Annotated in this window: 14 protein-coding genes, 3 tRNA genes, 1 other RNA gene and 1 other annotated feature; of the genes, 17 read left to right on the top strand and 1 reads right to left on the bottom strand. The window is 35.9% G+C overall.

Annotated elements, in window-relative coordinates:
* Nucleotides 1–58: 58 nt before the first annotated feature.
* Nucleotides 59–1,105 (bottom strand): YaaC family protein, encoded by a 1,047-nt coding sequence (locus tag ACMW72_RS11360; protein WP_418368952.1) that lies wholly within the window; start codon nt 1,103–1,105, stop codon nt 59–61.
* 166 nt (nt 1,106–1,271) lie between these two features.
* Between ACMW72_RS11360 and guaB the strand changes: the two genes are divergently transcribed.
* The 17 genes from guaB to ACMW72_RS11275 all read left to right on the top strand — a co-directional run bounded on the left by guaB (nt 1,272) and on the right by ACMW72_RS11275 (nt 15,079).
* Nucleotides 1,272–2,729, top strand: coding sequence for an IMP dehydrogenase (gene guaB, locus ACMW72_RS11355; RefSeq protein ID WP_418368951.1), 1,458 nt, complete (start codon nt 1,272–1,274; stop codon nt 2,727–2,729).
* Between the two features lie 113 nt (nt 2,730–2,842).
* The gene (locus ACMW72_RS11350; protein WP_418368950.1) at nt 2,843–4,150 is read left to right on the top strand and encodes a D-alanyl-D-alanine carboxypeptidase family protein; all 1,308 of its coding nucleotides are present in this window, start codon (nt 2,843–2,845) and stop codon (nt 4,148–4,150) included.
* Nucleotides 4,151–4,225: 75 nt separating this feature from the next.
* Nucleotides 4,226–5,110 (top strand): pyridoxal 5'-phosphate synthase lyase subunit PdxS, encoded by an 885-nt coding sequence (pdxS, locus tag ACMW72_RS11345; protein ID WP_418368949.1) that lies wholly within the window; start codon nt 4,226–4,228, stop codon nt 5,108–5,110.
* Nucleotides 5,111–5,126: 16 nt separating this feature from the next.
* A complete protein-coding gene (gene pdxT, locus ACMW72_RS11340) occupies nt 5,127–5,702 on the top strand; it encodes a pyridoxal 5'-phosphate synthase glutaminase subunit PdxT (RefSeq protein WP_418368948.1) in 576 nt (191 codons plus the stop codon).
* A 65-nt stretch (nt 5,703–5,767) separates the two neighbouring features.
* Nucleotides 5,768–5,981, top strand: a binding site (T-box leader).
* Between the two features lie 61 nt (nt 5,982–6,042).
* Nucleotides 6,043–7,323, top strand: a complete 1,281-nt coding sequence (serS, locus tag ACMW72_RS11335; RefSeq protein ID WP_418368947.1) for a serine--tRNA ligase — start codon at nt 6,043–6,045, stop codon at nt 7,321–7,323.
* 128 nt (nt 7,324–7,451) lie between these two features.
* A tRNA-Ser gene (locus ACMW72_RS11330) sits at nt 7,452–7,541 on the top strand.
* 46 nt (nt 7,542–7,587) lie between these two features.
* A tRNA-Arg gene (locus tag ACMW72_RS11325) sits at nt 7,588–7,664 on the top strand.
* Nucleotides 7,665–8,149: 485 nt separating this feature from the next.
* The gene (gene tadA / locus ACMW72_RS11320; protein WP_418368946.1) at nt 8,150–8,617 is read left to right on the top strand and encodes a tRNA adenosine(34) deaminase TadA; all 468 of its coding nucleotides are present in this window, start codon (nt 8,150–8,152) and stop codon (nt 8,615–8,617) included.
* Between the two features lie 49 nt (nt 8,618–8,666).
* Nucleotides 8,667–9,464: an undecaprenyl-diphosphate phosphatase gene (locus ACMW72_RS11315; RefSeq protein WP_418368945.1), complete on the top strand. Its 798-nt coding sequence runs from the start codon at nt 8,667–8,669 to the stop codon at nt 9,462–9,464.
* A 64-nt stretch (nt 9,465–9,528) separates the two neighbouring features.
* Nucleotides 9,529–9,621 (top strand) — tRNA-Ser (locus ACMW72_RS11310).
* Between the two features lie 145 nt (nt 9,622–9,766).
* Nucleotides 9,767–10,031: signal recognition particle sRNA large type (gene ffs / locus ACMW72_RS11305), an RNA gene on the top strand.
* 147 nt (nt 10,032–10,178) lie between these two features.
* A complete protein-coding gene (locus ACMW72_RS11300; RefSeq protein ID WP_418368944.1) occupies nt 10,179–11,603 on the top strand; it encodes an ATP-binding protein in 1,425 nt (474 codons plus the stop codon).
* A 105-nt stretch (nt 11,604–11,708) separates the two neighbouring features.
* Nucleotides 11,709–13,397 (top strand): DNA polymerase III subunit gamma/tau, encoded by a 1,689-nt coding sequence (gene dnaX, locus ACMW72_RS11295; RefSeq protein WP_418368943.1) that lies wholly within the window; start codon nt 11,709–11,711, stop codon nt 13,395–13,397.
* A gap of 24 nt (nt 13,398–13,421) precedes the next feature.
* Nucleotides 13,422–13,733: a YbaB/EbfC family nucleoid-associated protein gene (locus tag ACMW72_RS11290; protein ID WP_418368942.1), complete on the top strand. Its 312-nt coding sequence runs from the start codon at nt 13,422–13,424 to the stop codon at nt 13,731–13,733.
* A gap of 13 nt (nt 13,734–13,746) precedes the next feature.
* The gene (gene recR / locus ACMW72_RS11285; RefSeq protein WP_418368941.1) at nt 13,747–14,349 is read left to right on the top strand and encodes a recombination mediator RecR; all 603 of its coding nucleotides are present in this window, start codon (nt 13,747–13,749) and stop codon (nt 14,347–14,349) included.
* Nucleotides 14,350–14,446: 97 nt separating this feature from the next.
* Complete coding sequence (locus ACMW72_RS11280) at nt 14,447–14,713, top strand: DUF2508 family protein (protein ID WP_418368953.1); 267 nt, start codon at nt 14,447–14,449, stop codon at nt 14,711–14,713.
* Nucleotides 14,714–14,803: 90 nt separating this feature from the next.
* A complete protein-coding gene (locus ACMW72_RS11275; RefSeq protein WP_418368940.1) occupies nt 14,804–15,079 on the top strand; it encodes a pro-sigmaK processing inhibitor BofA family protein in 276 nt (91 codons plus the stop codon).
* The last annotated feature ends 288 nt before the right edge of the window (nt 15,080–15,367 follow it).

Here is a 15,367-nt window from a genome sequence, read left to right as displayed (position 1 = left end):
GAGTAGGACGTTGCCAGGCAAGTGGGAAGCTAACCGTTTTTGGTTAGCTTTTTTACTATTATTGAAAAATATAAATTTCTTGAAAAAGTTCGTTTAAAATAAGATTAGGAAATGTTCGCAGTGAACTATTGATAAACTCATTTATGATATACATGTCCTCGGATGAAAAGGAAAAAATAATTTCCCCCCAAAGTTCAGTCTCATAGCGGCATAACATTCCTAGGTTAAACATGATCATATAATAAATCATGAGATTGGAAAGAAGAAAACGGCTCTCTAAAATTGGTCTAAAAAAGGTTCTTCCTTTAAAATCGAATAGGAACATGGGATGTTCACTTATATGAACATCTTTTTTTTTATGCTCACTTACCAATTCTATAGATAAAAAACTGGAACTATTTTTTTCATCAAAGCGAAAATAATCCCCTTTATGTGTATGGTATAGGTTTAATTCTGATAAAAGCTCATTTTTATTTCCGTGGTAATAAGATAACAACTCTTGTGGAAGATAGAATTTTAAATAATCTTGATCCAGTTTATTATCGAGGAATATAGGATAAATTCGTTGTTCATGAAAAGATGTTTTATAGCTATCTAAAATTTCAGGTAAAAGAGAAAGTAATTCTTTAATTTTGTATTTTTGTCCTTCAATTTTTTCAACGGGGCGTTGAGTTGTTAAAGTATAAAATAGGGGAATTAATCCCTCTTTTTGAATTTTGATTTCATCTTCATGAAATTGATAATTATTTTTCTTTAATTTTCTCGTAGTAATTCCGTGGCGTAAAACACTTGTATTGCTAGGATAAGAAGGATCTTTGGTAAGTATAACTGCTTTTATGAGATTCATCATACCATAGTAGATTAAAAGAGGTTTTACGAAAATACTACTATTTTCAGCAGAATGAAAATATTCACGTGCTTGTTTGACAAAGTAGATAAATTTTGAGGTATTTTGAAACGCAAATTTGTATCCGTTCTTTTCATCCATTATTTCATAAATCTTTTGAAGATACTGTTTCGTTTTTGGTTCACTTTCAAAGTAAACAAAGGTATCCCACATTTTTTGGTAAGGATTTTCACTATAAATAAAATGAATCTTTTTCATGAATTGATCACCTAAATTTCATAAATTATATTCCTATAATTCCCATATAAAACATCGAAATAGTCATTCTTGACAGTAAAATTAGGCTTTGTTAAACTTCTACTAATATAATTTTAAAGATGCAAGATCAAGGAAAGGAATAAAAGGCAAGGGAAGGAGAACGGAAATGTGGGAGACAAAATTTGCACGTGAAGGTTTAACTTTTGATGACGTATTATTAATACCTGCTAAGTCAGAAGTATTACCGAGAGATGTGGATGTTTCTACTCAATTAGGACGTTTACGATTAAATATTCCCATTATTAGTGCGGGAATGGATACGGTAACAGAAGCAGACATGGCCATTGCGATGGCAAGACAAGGCGGATTAGGAATTATCCATAAGAACATGTCGATACAAGAACAAGTGGAAGAAGTAGACCGGGTAAAAAGATCGGAAAATGGAGTAATTACAAACCCATTCTATCTTACTCCTGATCATATTGTTGCCGATGCAGAAGCACTTATGGCAAAATATCGTGTTTCCGGTGTACCCATTGTGAATCAGAACCAAGAATTGGTTGGAATAATTACAAATAGAGATTTACGATTTATTAAAGATTATTCCCAAAGAATTGAAGATGTCATGACAAAAGAACATCTGATTACCGCACCTGTAGGAACAACATTAGAACAAGCAAAAGAAATTCTTCAGCGATATAAAATCGAAAAATTACCTTTAGTCGATGAACATAATAAATTAAAAGGCTTAATTACGATTAAAGATATTGAAAAGGCAATAGAGTTTCCAAATGCTGCAAAAGATGAACATGGACGTTTAATCGTTGGTGCTGCAATCGGCGTTTCTAGAGACACGTTTGATCGAGCAAAGGCACTCGTTGAGGCAGGTGTCGATGCACTGGTTGTTGATACTGCCCATGGCCATTCAAAAGGAGTTTTGGATACAGTAAGAGAATTGCGAAGATTATATCCTGATCTAGTGATTATCGCGGGAAATGTTGCTACAGGCGAAGGAACCAGAGACTTGATTGAAGCAGGAGCTTCAGTTGTTAAAGTAGGAATCGGGCCTGGATCCATTTGTACAACCCGTGTTGTCGCCGGTGTTGGTGTTCCCCAAATTACTGCAATCTATGAAGCAGCAACTGTTGCAAGACAATACGGGGTTCCCATTATTGCAGATGGTGGTATTAAGTATTCTGGAGATATTACAAAAGCGATTGCTGCTGGAGCTTCAGCTGTCATGTTAGGAAGTTTGTTAGCTGGTACAGATGAGAGCCCAGGAGATTTTGAAACTTATCAAGGGAGAAGATATAAAGTTTATCGCGGAATGGGTTCGTTAGGTGCGATGAAAGCAGGAAGTAAAGATCGTTATTTTCAAGAAAATGCTCTTAAATTAGTTCCAGAGGGAATCGAAGGGCGAGTTGCTTATAAAGGTCCTTTAAGTGATACGATCTACCAATTAGTTGGCGGTTTGAGAGCTGGCATGGGATATTGTGGAACGAGAACGATCCAAGAGCTCATTGAGCGTGGACAGTTTATCAGAATAACGAGTGCTGGTTTAAAAGAAAGTCATCCCCATGATGTTCAGATCACTAAGGAAGCACCCAATTACTCTGTACTATAATCTTAATCTATGGTTGGCAACAAATAAAAAGATAGGGAAACATTTCCCTGTCTTTTTACGTTAGGAACTGTGATACAATTACCTAGGGTTAAAAAAAATGGGGGTGTCGATTCTTGAGACGATTTAAAAAAGCGATCACAATATTTACACTTATCGCACTTATTTTACCTCTTTTTAGTTTTAATCATCCGGTAAATGCAGTGCAACCTAACTTAGATATAAAAGCAAAATCAGCAATTTTGGTTGATGCGATTTCCGGGAAAATTTTATATGCACAAAATCCAGACGAGCCCTTACCACCTGCAAGTATGACGAAAATGATGACAGAGTACCTGGTGGAAGAAGCTGTCGCAAAAGGGAAAATTAAATGGGATGATGTGGTAACAGCTAGTGAATATGCTCATTTTTTAGGTAAAGGTGATGGTTCGAAAGTAGGTCTTGCAGTAGGTGAACAACATACAGTCAAAGAATTAACCTATGCGATGACCGTTGGTTCTGCCAATGACGCAACAGTAGCTCTAGCTGAATATATTGCTGGATCGGAAACCAATTTCGTCCAAATGATGAATGAAAAAGCGAAGGAATTGGGAATGACCAATACCCATTTTGCAACTGCAACAGGTTATCCGAAAAAGGATTTAGGGAAATACGCTCCTGCGATTGAAGGAGAATCTGTTATGTCAGCTAGAGATGCAGCGATTTTAGCATGGCATTTGATTCATGACTATCCAAGCAGTCTTGAGTTTAACAAAACGGCTAAATATACCTTTATGCAAGGACAAAATCCCCGTGAATTAAAGAACTATAACTTTATGGTTCCAGGATTAATCTACGGTAATTTAGTACAAGGTGTAGATGGTCTTAAAACAGGGCATACTTCTGCAGCTGGATATAACTTCACAGCAACTGCAGTTCAAAATGGAATGAGATTAATCAGTGTTGTTCAGGGAACAGCATCAGAAAAAGAACGTTTCTTCCAAACGAAAAAACTACTCGATTATGGTTTTGGTATGTATGAACTTGTCGATTTAGCCAAAGCAAATGAGAGTATCAAAGGGTATGAAACAACACCGATTAAAAATGGAAAAGAAAAAGAAGTAACCGCAATCATAAAAAATACTTTCTCTGTTGTGGTAAAAAAGGGCGAGAAAGAGTTATACAAACCTATTGCTGTTTTCAACAAAAACCTAGAAGCTCCAATTAAAACTGAACAAAAAATTGGCTATGTCACCTATGAATATAAAGGAAAAGAAAAGTATGATTATCTAAACGATGAAATCAAAATGAAAGGAAATATGGATCTCATCGCTAAAGAAGAAGTAGAAAAAGCGGGTGCAATCCGTTTATTCTTCAGAAAAATATTCTCTGTCATCGGTGGAATTTTTACTGGTATCGTCGATGGGATTAAGGAATTATTTTAAAACCATTGTAAAATTTTGACGAATTCGTTAAAATATAATGATAGTAAGTTTATTCAAGTTTAGGAGGCATAGAAAATGGTAGAGGTAGGGACTTCACGTGTAAAACGTGGTATGGCTGAGATGCAAAAAGGTGGCGTGATCATGGATGTTGTTAACGCCGAACAAGCAAAGATTGCAGAAGCTGCTGGTGCTGTGGCAGTGATGGCATTAGAAAGAGTACCAGCTGATATCCGTGCGGCTGGTGGAGTTGCACGTATGGCAGATCCTCGAATCATTGAAGAAGTCATGAATGCTGTTTCGATCCCAGTAATGGCTAAAGCTCGAATTGGTCATTTTGTCGAAGCACGTATTTTAGAAGCGATAGGAGTAGATTATATCGATGAAAGTGAAGTGCTTACTCCTGCTGATGAGCTTTATCATATAAATAAGAAAGAATTTACCGTTCCTTTTGTTAATGGAGCAAGAGACTTAGGGGAAGCTTTACGACGTATTGGAGAAGGAGCCTCGATGATTCGTACAAAAGGTGAACCTGGGACAGGAAACGTTGTTGAAGCTGTTCGCCATATGCGTACGATGATGAGTCAAATTCGTAAAGTTCAATCCATGTCAAAGGATGAATTGATGACTGAAGCGAAGAATCTTGGTGCACCTTATGAATTATTACTTTATGTTCATGAAAATGGACGCTTACCTGTTGTTAATTTTGCTGCTGGTGGTATTGCTACTCCTGCAGACGCAGCATTAATGATGCATTTAGGCGCAGATGGAGTATTTGTAGGATCAGGGATCTTTAAGTCAGAAAACCCGGAAAAATTTGCAAGAGCAATTGTCGAAGCAACAACACACTATCAAGACTATGAATTGATCGCAGAACTATCAAAAGGGTTAGGAAGTCCAATGAAAGGAATTGAAATTTCTTCTTTATTGGAGAATGAACGAATGGCACAACGAGGTTGGTAAAAAGAAGGTGTAATTGATGAAAATTGGTGTACTCGCTTTACAAGGTGCTGTAGCTGAACACATGCGAATGATCGAAATGCTTGGTGAAGAAGCTGTAGCCATTAAAAAAGTAGAACAATTAGATGATATTGAAGGAATCATTATTCCTGGTGGAGAGAGTACAACCATTGGGAAGTTAATAAAAAAGTATGGATTTGATTCAGCTCTTATTGAGTTTTCCAATAAGAAAAAGCCCATATTTGGCACTTGTGCTGGACTGATTATCTTAGCAAAAGAAATCAATGGAACAAAAGATATCCATTTAGGATTAATGGATGTAAAAGTTGAGAGAAATGCCTTTGGTCGTCAAAGAGAAAGTTTTGAAACAGATCTTGAGATTAAAGGCGTTGCTGAAGATTTCCGAGCTGTATTTATTCGTGCACCATATATTATGGAAGTGAAAAATGACGTAGAAGTGCTTTCGGTTTTCGATGATAAAATCGTAGCAGCTAGACAGGGACATTTACTAGGCGTTGCTTTTCATCCTGAATTAACCCTTGACCCAAGGCTCCATCATTATTTTCTAGATATGATTAAGGAATATAGAAGATAGGGTTTCTTTTGCCTACTTGCATATTTTTCCTGAATATAGTACATTATTAGTTACATAAATATCTCGTAAAAGCAATGAGGAGAACGAGTACACAGATTTGATTGTTAAGAGAGTCGATGGTTGGTGTGAATCGATCAATCAATCTGTTGGAATCCCTCTCTGAGCGGCTTTCTGAAATCACAGTAAGAAAGCACGGTTTACAGCCGTTATTCCTATGAGTGGCCTTTTTTAAAAAAGGCAACTAGGGTGGCAACGCGGTTTAGAGGCACCGTCCCTTTTTGGGATAGGTGTTTTTTTGTTATCTTTTTAATTTATTTTATTCTTTTTGGAGGTTGTTTTTATGCTAGATATAAAAATATTACGGAATGATTTAGATCGAGTAAAAAAAGCATTAGAAAATCGAAATGCACATATGAATGAAATTGATGCTTTTACTGATCTCGATACAAAAAGGCGCACTCTCTTACAGGAAGTTGAACGATTAAAAAATCGCAGAAATACGGTTTCCCAAGAAGTTGCGAAGCTAAAAAAAGCTGGGGAAAATGCAGATTCTCTCATCCAAGAAATGAGACAGGTTGGTGAGCAAATTAGGAATTTGGATGACCAAATCCGTGAGTTAGAACAAACGATTCAAGATATGTTACTACGCATACCCAATATCCCCCACGAAAGCGTACCTGTTGGTTTATCAGAAGAAGATAATGTTCCTATTCGTTTTTGGGGAGAGATACCTAAGTTTGCTTTTGAGCCAAAACCTCATTATGAAATTGCAGAACATTTGGGAATCTTAGATTTTGAAACAGCGGCAAAAGTATCTGGTTCTCGCTTTGTCTTTTATAAAGGGTTAGGCGCACGACTAGAAAGAGCGTTAATTAACTTTATGTTGGATTTACATGTAGATAAGCATGGATACCAAGAAATTTTGCCGCCATATATCGTGAATCGAGCAAGTATGATAGGAACAGGACAATTACCAAAATTTGAAGAAGATGCGTTTAAATTAGTCGATACGGATTATTTCCTCATTCCAACGGCTGAAGTGCCTGTTACCAATATGCATCGCGATGAAATCTTTGATGATCAGGATCTTCCTAAATATTATACAGCATATAGTGCTTGTTTCCGTTCTGAAGCTGGTGCAGCTGGAAGAGATACAAGAGGATTAATCCGTCAACATCAATTTAATAAGGTAGAGCTCGTTAAGTTTGTTCGCCCTGAAGAGTCGTATCAAGAATTAGAGAAACTTGCAAAAGATGCAGAAGAAGTATTACAGCTTTTAAAACTTCCTTATCGGGTGGTTACCCTTTGTACAGGAGATTTAGGTTTTTCTGCAGCAAAAACTTACGATTTAGAAGTTTGGTTACCAAGTTATCAAACGTATCGAGAAATCTCTTCAGTAAGTAACTTTGAAGATTTCCAAGCAAGAAGGGCTAATATTCGTTTCCGTCGAGATAAAAAAGCAAAACCGGAATTCGTTCATACATTAAATGGTTCAGGATTAGCCATTGGCCGTACGGTGGCAGCCATCTTAGAAAATTATCAGCAAGAAGATGGGAGTGTGATCATACCAGAAGTGTTAAGACCCTATATGGGGGGAATCGATAAAATTGCTAAAAAATAAGGAACAACAAAAAGGATAGCTATAGTTTTTTCCTATAGTTATCCTTTATTTACCTTTAAAAAAATTAAAAAATCCTTGAAACGATCAATTATTTTATGTTAATATATTACTCGTTGACAGCTCCATCTGGAGAGGTGGTCGAGTGGTTTAAGGCACTGGTCTTGAAAACCAGCGTACGCGTGAGCGTACCGTGGGTTCGAATCCCACCCTCTCCGCCATTACATAGAACCTTAGAAGGTTCTTTTTCCATATTTACTCCTATCTGTGCCCGTAGCTCAGCAGGATAGAGCAACAGTTTCCTAAACTGCAGGTCGGAGGTTCGAATCCTCTCGGGCACGCCATAATTATTCTCAGGCATATTTACATAATATGAGCTTTTGCAAAACTAACATTTTTTACCGCCAACATGTTTCATAGCAGAAAGTTTTTGGGGAGCGAAAGCTCCCTTTTTTGCTGCATAGGAAAGTTTAACTTCATTAAAGGAATAAAGTGAAGTTAAACTTGAACTATCGGCATAAAAACTACCGCTAAAGAAAAAAAAAGAGGGAAAAAAGTGGGTCTAGAAACACTTTTCCCCAAAGGATGGAGTAAGTAATATGTGAAGGTAAGGCGGTTTGATGAAAAGCGAATGAACAAATGTGAAAGATGAATCATCTTTTCTAATCTCATAATATATGGAATCAAGATTAAATACAATATTTATGTTCATTCGTTCACAAAGTGTTCAAAAGAAATTGACAATTTTGCATCAAAATTTCTTTTTGGTATAGTAAATATTGACAGCTTTTGTTTGTAGGAAATGATACCCTTTTGGAGTGACGAAATAATGAATACAGAAATAGAAAAATATATGCAAGAAGCTTTATTAGAAGCAAAAAAAGCGGAAGCTCTTGGTGAAGTTCCCATTGGTGCGGTGATTGTAAAAGATGGAAAAATTATTGCTCGCGGTCATAATTTACGGGAAACGAAAAAAGACCCCACTGCTCATGCGGAAATGATCGCAATTCAACAAGCAAGTCAAGTATTAGGGGGTTGGCGTTTACATAGATGTACATTATATGTTACCTTAGAGCCATGTCAAATGTGTGCAGGTGCAATCATTCAAGCTCGAATTGATCATGTTGTTTATGGAGCAAAAGATCCAAAAGCAGGATGTGCAGGAACTCTTTGCAACTTATTAGAGGATCCCCGATTTAATCATCAAGCGACAGTAACATCTGGGGTTTTGGAAGAAGAAGCATCTTTACTTTTAAAAAAATTTTTTAGAAACTTAAGGCAATCAAAGGAGAAATAGTTAAAATAATTGTTGGATAGCGTAAAATGGGGAGATGGAGGAAAAATAAATGGATGAACTTATAAAAGGAATAATTCTAGGTATCATTCAAGGATTAACAGAGTTTTTACCGATTAGTTCTACAGGACACTTATTAATTTTCCGTAAGTTATTTGGCCTGTCTGAAGCAGGGTTGTTTTTGGATACGATGTTACATTTAGGAACTTTAATCGCAGTTTTTATCATTTTTTGGGATGATATTTTGCAATTATTAAAGAAACCTTTTAGTAAATTAGCATTATTGATAATTGTTGGTACCATCCCAACAGCTTTAATCGGATTAACCTTTGAAGATTATTTTGAAGGAATTTCCAAAACAGGAGTTACTGTTGGTTGGGAATTTTTACTTACTGGTATGATTTTATGGTTAGCTGAAACAATGAAAGGAAAAGGTCATAAAGAAATTGATCAAATTCAGTATAAAGATGCCTTTATTGTTGGTATACTTCAAGGTGCAGCGATTTTGCCAGCAATCTCAAGATCAGGATTAACGATAGCTGGTGCATTATTTCGAGGAATTGATAAAAGTTCAGCTGCTCGCTTTTCTTTTTTAATGTCGATTCCAGCAATTTTAGGAGCAGTTGTTTTACAATCATTAAAATTACTTAAAGGAGAGGAATTAGCTTCTTTACATGCAATTGGAACGATCCCATTAATCGTTGCGACATTTGCTTCAGCGATTTCAGGATATATCGCTATAAAATGGATGTTAAAGATTATCCAAAGAGGGTCGCTTAAAGTCTTTTCCATCTATGTATGGATTTTAGGAATAAGTATTTTAATTGCCCAATTTTTCGGTAAGTGGTAATAAATAAGAAAAGCCTTTCTATTGAATTTTTGTGATGAAGATGCTACAATATTTTTCGTCACAAGGAGAGGTGTCCGAGTGGCTTAAGGTGGCGGTCTCGAAAACCGCTGTACGGTGATTAGCCGTACCGTGGGTTCAAATCCCACCCTCTCCGCCATATAAATGCTTTACATATATCAATCCCCGATTTTTGGGGCTTTTTATTTTATGTGCCACTTGTTCCCACTTGAAATCTCAGTATACTCACTGATATAATCAGTATTGTACCTTTTATGGTATATGAAAAAAGCATAATCAGTTTGCCGTGCTAGATGGGGAGGTAGCGGTGCCCTGTAACCTGCAATCCGCTATAGCAGGATCGAATTCCGATCAGCGGTGAATTCCATGTAAGGTCTGATTAGTGCAAGTAGTGTTGATGATTGGGTCCTACGCAACGAACATCTATGAACCCCGTCAGGTCCGGAAGGAAGCAGCGGTAAGTAGAATCGTTCGTGTGTTGTAGGGATACCTGATCTGAGCTAACTACACTAGTTCGCTTGGGTGGGTTCATCAATGATCGGTGCACGGCATCTTTCTTTTTCATAACACCTTTATTGATTAAAGGTGTTTTTTTATATGTATTTTCGTCAATGATTGTTATCTTTTGTCAAGACATAAAAAAGGATTTTGCTAAAAAAAATCGAAATAAATGGAAGAAAGAGGGGGGGGACTTCTATGAAAGAAAAGATTCGTTTAGAATTTGAACTTGATCAATTCTTTAAGTATATCTATCAAGCACCGATTGGTTATCTTGTCATTGATGAAGAGGGAAAGGTCAGAACGATAAATCAATTATTTTTACGAGCAAGTAATTTTACTAAAGAGGAAGTCGTTTCGCAGTCTTTTGCTAAAGTCATCGATTTTAATGGGGATTGGCAAGAATTAAAAAAACAAATTCAATGCTATACTTTTGAGCAGAACTTGCGACTTGTATGGAAAGGTTTAAATGGTAAGAAGGGGAATAGTAAAGTCATTGTTTGGAAAATCGAGGATGCATCGCCTCAATTATTTGTTTTAGGTTTTCTCGATATACATAAAGAAGAAAAGCATCTCAGTTTATTATCTCGATTTGCAGAGAATTTTGTTGCAGAAACCAGTATTGGCATTATTGTGGTGGATAAAGACGCAAAGTTAGTTGAAATTAGTCCCCTTGCTTGTAAAATATTTAACCTCACGAAAGAAGAGGTATTAAATAAACCAATAGAAAAAGTTTTTCCCGATATTCCTGATGAGCAATTGGTATGTAAAAGAACCCTTTTAGATGGGATCAGTCTACGGAATCATGCCATGTCATTTTCCATTAACAAGCAACGATTTGATTTACTTGTGGATTCCAATACGATGAAAGATGAATTTGGAACGATTGTAGGTGCATACGTCGTTTTTAAAGATGTGACCAATCTTAGATCCTTGGAACAACAAGTTTTGCAAAATGATCGTTTAGCAACGATTGGCCAGATTGCCGCTGGCACCGCTCATGAGATAAGGAATCCGTTAACATCAATACGTGGTTTTTTGCAGATTTTAAAAGATGCCCTAACGAAAAACCATTTAACACATGAATTACACTATACAGATATTATGTTAGCTGAAATTGATCGAATTAATAAACTGGTGAATGAAATTTTATTATTAGGTAAACCAAAACATGCGACTTATAAACTCGTTGATGTGAATAAAGTATTACTAGAGATCCTCCCGATTATTAAAAACCAAGGAGTGTTATATGGAGTAGAAGTAAAGTATCTTCTTAAACCAGGATTACCGATGATCGTTGCAGATTCAGAATTATTGAAACAAGTTTTCTTAAATATTGCAAAAAACGGAATTGAAGCGATTGCAGATGGTGGAGTTGTAACGGTAACGACCAAATTGGACGAGGAAAATAAAAGAGTTTTGGTCATGATTCACGATAATGGCCCTGGTATCCCTCATTATCTGGTTGATAAAATTTTTGACCCTTTCTTTACAACAAAGGAAAAAGGAACGGGTTTGGGATTATCGATCTGTCAAAAAATCATTCATGATCTAGGTGGAAGTATTCGCGTTTCTACAAAAGGATTTGGCACAACATTTCAAGTACTTCTTCCCTACAATTAAATCAAAATTACACCCCCTTTATTTTCTTGAGCTTTTTTGTTTTTGAAATAAGAGAAGATAACTTGTATAATAGATAAGATAAAATCCATACTTGAGGTGTAAACCATGGCCTATTTAGCCTTATATCGTGCTTGGCGTCCCCAAAGGTTTGAAGATGTTATAGGTCAAAAACATATTATCAAAACGTTACAAAATTCTTTAAGGGAAAAACGATTTGCTCATGCCTATCTTTTTAGTGGTCCCCGGGGAACGGGAAAAACAAGTACCGCAAAGATTTTTGCCAAAGCGGTCAATTGTGAACGTGGACCAGCCGAAGAACCGTGTAATGAGTGTAAGGTGTGCATTGGAATTACTGAAGGAACGATTTTGGATGTTGTTGAGATTGATGCCGCGTCCAATCGTGGTGTTGAGGAAATCAGGGATCTAAGAGAGAAAGTGAAATTTGCTCCAAGTCAAACAAAATATAAGGTTTACATTATTGATGAAGTTCATATGTTAACCACTGAAGCGTTTAACGCATTATTAAAAACATTAGAAGAACCACCTGAACACGTCATTTTTATATTGGCAACAACAGAACCCCATAAACTTCCATTAACGATTATCTCAAGATGTCAACGTTTTGACTTTCGGCGAATTACCAGCGATGATATGGTTGAACGTTTAGCTCATATTATTCAAGCTGAAGGGTTTTCATATGAAGAGGAAGCCCTTTCTTTAATCGCTAAGCATTCCGAAGGAGGAATGAGAGATTCACTCAGTTTGCTTGATCAAGTTCTTTCTTTTAGCGGAAACCATATTACCGCTCTTGATGTTTTTCGCTTAACAGGACGTGTTCCTTACCAAGTTTTTTCAGAGATTGCAAAAGACCTTTATCATGAGAATACAGGGAAAGTGATCGAAGAGGTAACACAGTTAATTGAGGAAGGGAAGGATCCAGAAAAAATCCTCGAGGATTTATTATTCTATTATCGTGATCTTTTATTGTATCGTTCTGCTCCAAATATTGAGGAAATACAGGATAAAGTAAATCTGGATCAGCAGTTCCCTACCATTGCGAATCTTTATAATGAAGAACAAATCTACGAAATGATCGAAATCTTTAATAAATATTTAAATGAGATGAAATGGACGAGTCACCCCCGCATTTTATTAGAATTAGCGATGGTAAAGGCCTCAAAGGTGAACAAACAAAAAGGAAATCAAGTGCAAATAGAAGCTGAGGAAATCGAACAGCTAAAGAAAAAAGTTGAAGAATTAGAAAATAATCTACAAAAACTTATATCTGGCGAAACCACGATTACGATAACAAAATTAGAGGAGAAGAATACAGTAAAACATACAGTGAAAAATAACTCTTCATTAAAACAAATTTCTGCTTTAAGCAAGGATTTCAGAGAAGAAAATCTAAAGCAGTTAAAACAAGCTTGGCCCGAGATCTTACAGGAAATAAAAAGGAAAAAGATCACCGTTCATGCTTGGTTAATTGACGGAGATGTCGTGGCTGCAACCGATGATACTGTTGTGATTGCCTTTAAAAATATCATGCATAGAGATACCACAGATAAAACATCCCATCGTCAATTAATCGAAGCTGTTATTACGGAAAAAACGGGAGTCACATACAAAATTCTAAACGTATTACAAAAAGATTGGCAAAAATTTATCGAAGAAAATGAACCAAAAGATGTAAAACATCACCGAGATTTTACATTAGAACCTGAGGATGAAGATGATATGCTTTTAAAAGCGATTGAATTATTTGGTGAAGATTTAGTTGAAATTAAAGATTAAAATGAAAGTAAGGAGGATTTTGAGATGAAAAATATGAATCAAATGATGAGGCAAGTAAAAAAAATCCAACAACAAATGGAAAAAGCACAAGAAGAGCTGAAAAATAAAACAGTGGAAGCATCTGTTGGTGGTGGAGTGGTTACTGTAGTTGCCAATGGACATAAGGAAATCTTAAGTATTTCCATCAAGCCAGAGGTTATTGATCCAGACGATATTGAAATGTTACAGGATTTGATTTTAGCCGCTGTTAATGATGCTTTAAAACAAGTAGATGAATTAGTGGCCAAGGATATGAGCAAGTTTACAGGTGGATTGAATATACCAGGACTATTCTAGAAAAGGAGTTACTATGCAGTACTACTATCCAGAACCAATTGCAAAGTTAATTGATGGATTTACCAAATTGCCAGGTATAGGACCAAAAACGGCTCAACGTTTAGCTTTTCATGTGGTCCAAATGGATGAACAATCGGTATTGGAAATCGCCAAGGCTTTGGTTCATGTGAAGAAAGATTTGCATTATTGTTCCATATGTCAGAATATAACCGATGTTGACCCTTGTCATATCTGTCAATCAAAAACTAGGGATCGCTCTGTCATTTGTGTTGTACAAGAACCAAAAGATGTGATTGCGATGGAACGAACAAGGGAATATAACGGATTATACCATGTACTAAATGGTGCCATCTCACCAGTTGAAGGGATTGGCCCGGAAGAATTAAAAATTAAAGAATTATTAGTCCGACTTGAAGATGAAAATGTCAAAGAGTTAATCTTAGCAACGAATCCAAATATTGAAGGAGAGGCAACAGCGATCTATATTTCACGCTTAGTAAAGCCATTTGGAATAAAAGTGACTCGTATTGCCCATGGACTACCAGTTGGCGGCGATTTGGAATATGCCGATGAAGTTACATTAACCAAAGCTTTAGAGGGGCGAAGGGAATTATAAGACAGGGATGCCTGTCTATTTTTTATATCATAGCATATTTGTCCACTTTCTTATCTATATATATTAGTAAGGATCGAATAGGGAGAGGGTGGATTTGATGTTATTTTGGCAATTAAAAGGGCTTTGGAAAAAAGAAAAAAAGAAAGAAGCTGTAAATGAATTCCAAAGATTATTAGATGAGATTGACCTTGCAAAAATGGAATGGAATAATTCCCTTCAACATTTCCAATATGCTGATCACCCCGATATGGTAGAATATATCGTTTACTATATAAAAGCTGCTGAAAAAAAATATATGTATCTTTTAAATCAATATAAAAATCAATATAAGGATTATCATGTCAAAAAAGGTAATAATGACTAACTCCATTTTAAAAGCGTTGGTATACAGCCAACGTTTTTTGGTATAAAAAGAATATCTGTGAATAGATTTTAAGATTAGGGGGGATTTATATTGGAGAACAATATGGCTTTATGGGGATTGTTATTACTTATAGGTATTCTTGTGGTTGTTTTTTTTGGACAAACCTTTATAAAAGTAACCAAATGGGTATGGTATGGTATTTTACATATGGTAGTTGGGGGAATTTTAATCTTTTTCATCAATCTTGGCGGTCAATTTATTCAATTCCATATTCCTCTAAACCCGATTACAGCAATGGTGATTGGAATATTTGGCTTTCCAGGATTATTGGCTTTTTTAATTATAAAATTCTTGATCATTCCATAATTAGTACAACAAATTGGTGAAGTAAAATAATCATTGGATTTGTTGAATATTAGCGCAAGAAATTGTAGATGGCAAGAAACAATTAAAAGATGTGTTGTACGTCTATGATACTGTCATTGTAACGCTTCAGTGATAATGTCACTATGGGAACTGGAGTCATTCAATATTCAACTAAGCCAAGGATAGCACAAAAAAACTTAGGTTTCCATATCCAGTTAAGTAAAATCCTTATCGAAGTTTAAGAGTTAATAAATTTTACAAAACAAGTGACAAAATCACTGGCGTTTT

Origin of the sequence: Tepidibacillus sp. LV47 (assembly GCF_048381575.1) — a bacterium.
Lineage (GTDB): Bacteria > Bacillota > Bacilli > Tepidibacillales > Tepidibacillaceae > Tepidibacillus.
This window is presented reverse-complemented; position numbering and strand designations above follow the sequence as displayed.

Excerpts from the sequence above, each read along its gene's own strand:
- ACMW72_RS11360 (WP_418368952.1), bottom strand. The coding sequence starts at position 1,105 with ATGAAAAAGATTCATTTTATTTATAGTGAAAATCCTTACCAAAAAATG.
- guaB (WP_418368951.1), top strand. The coding sequence starts at position 1,272 with ATGTGGGAGACAAAATTTGCACGTGAAGGTTTAACTTTTGATGACGTA.
- pdxS (WP_418368949.1), top strand. The coding sequence starts at position 4,226 with ATGGTAGAGGTAGGGACTTCACGTGTAAAACGTGGTATGGCTGAGATG.
- pdxT (WP_418368948.1), top strand. The coding sequence starts at position 5,127 with ATGAAAATTGGTGTACTCGCTTTACAAGGTGCTGTAGCTGAACACATG.
- serS (WP_418368947.1), top strand. The coding sequence starts at position 6,043 with ATGCTAGATATAAAAATATTACGGAATGATTTAGATCGAGTAAAAAAA.
- tadA (WP_418368946.1), top strand. The coding sequence starts at position 8,150 with ATGAATACAGAAATAGAAAAATATATGCAAGAAGCTTTATTAGAAGCA.
- ACMW72_RS11315 (WP_418368945.1), top strand. The coding sequence starts at position 8,667 with ATGGATGAACTTATAAAAGGAATAATTCTAGGTATCATTCAAGGATTA.
- ACMW72_RS11300 (WP_418368944.1), top strand. The coding sequence starts at position 10,179 with ATGAAAGAAAAGATTCGTTTAGAATTTGAACTTGATCAATTCTTTAAG.
- dnaX (WP_418368943.1), top strand. The coding sequence starts at position 11,709 with ATGGCCTATTTAGCCTTATATCGTGCTTGGCGTCCCCAAAGGTTTGAA.
- ACMW72_RS11290 (WP_418368942.1), top strand. The coding sequence starts at position 13,422 with ATGAAAAATATGAATCAAATGATGAGGCAAGTAAAAAAAATCCAACAA.
- recR (WP_418368941.1), top strand. The coding sequence starts at position 13,747 with ATGCAGTACTACTATCCAGAACCAATTGCAAAGTTAATTGATGGATTT.
- ACMW72_RS11280 (WP_418368953.1), top strand. The coding sequence starts at position 14,447 with ATGTTATTTTGGCAATTAAAAGGGCTTTGGAAAAAAGAAAAAAAGAAA.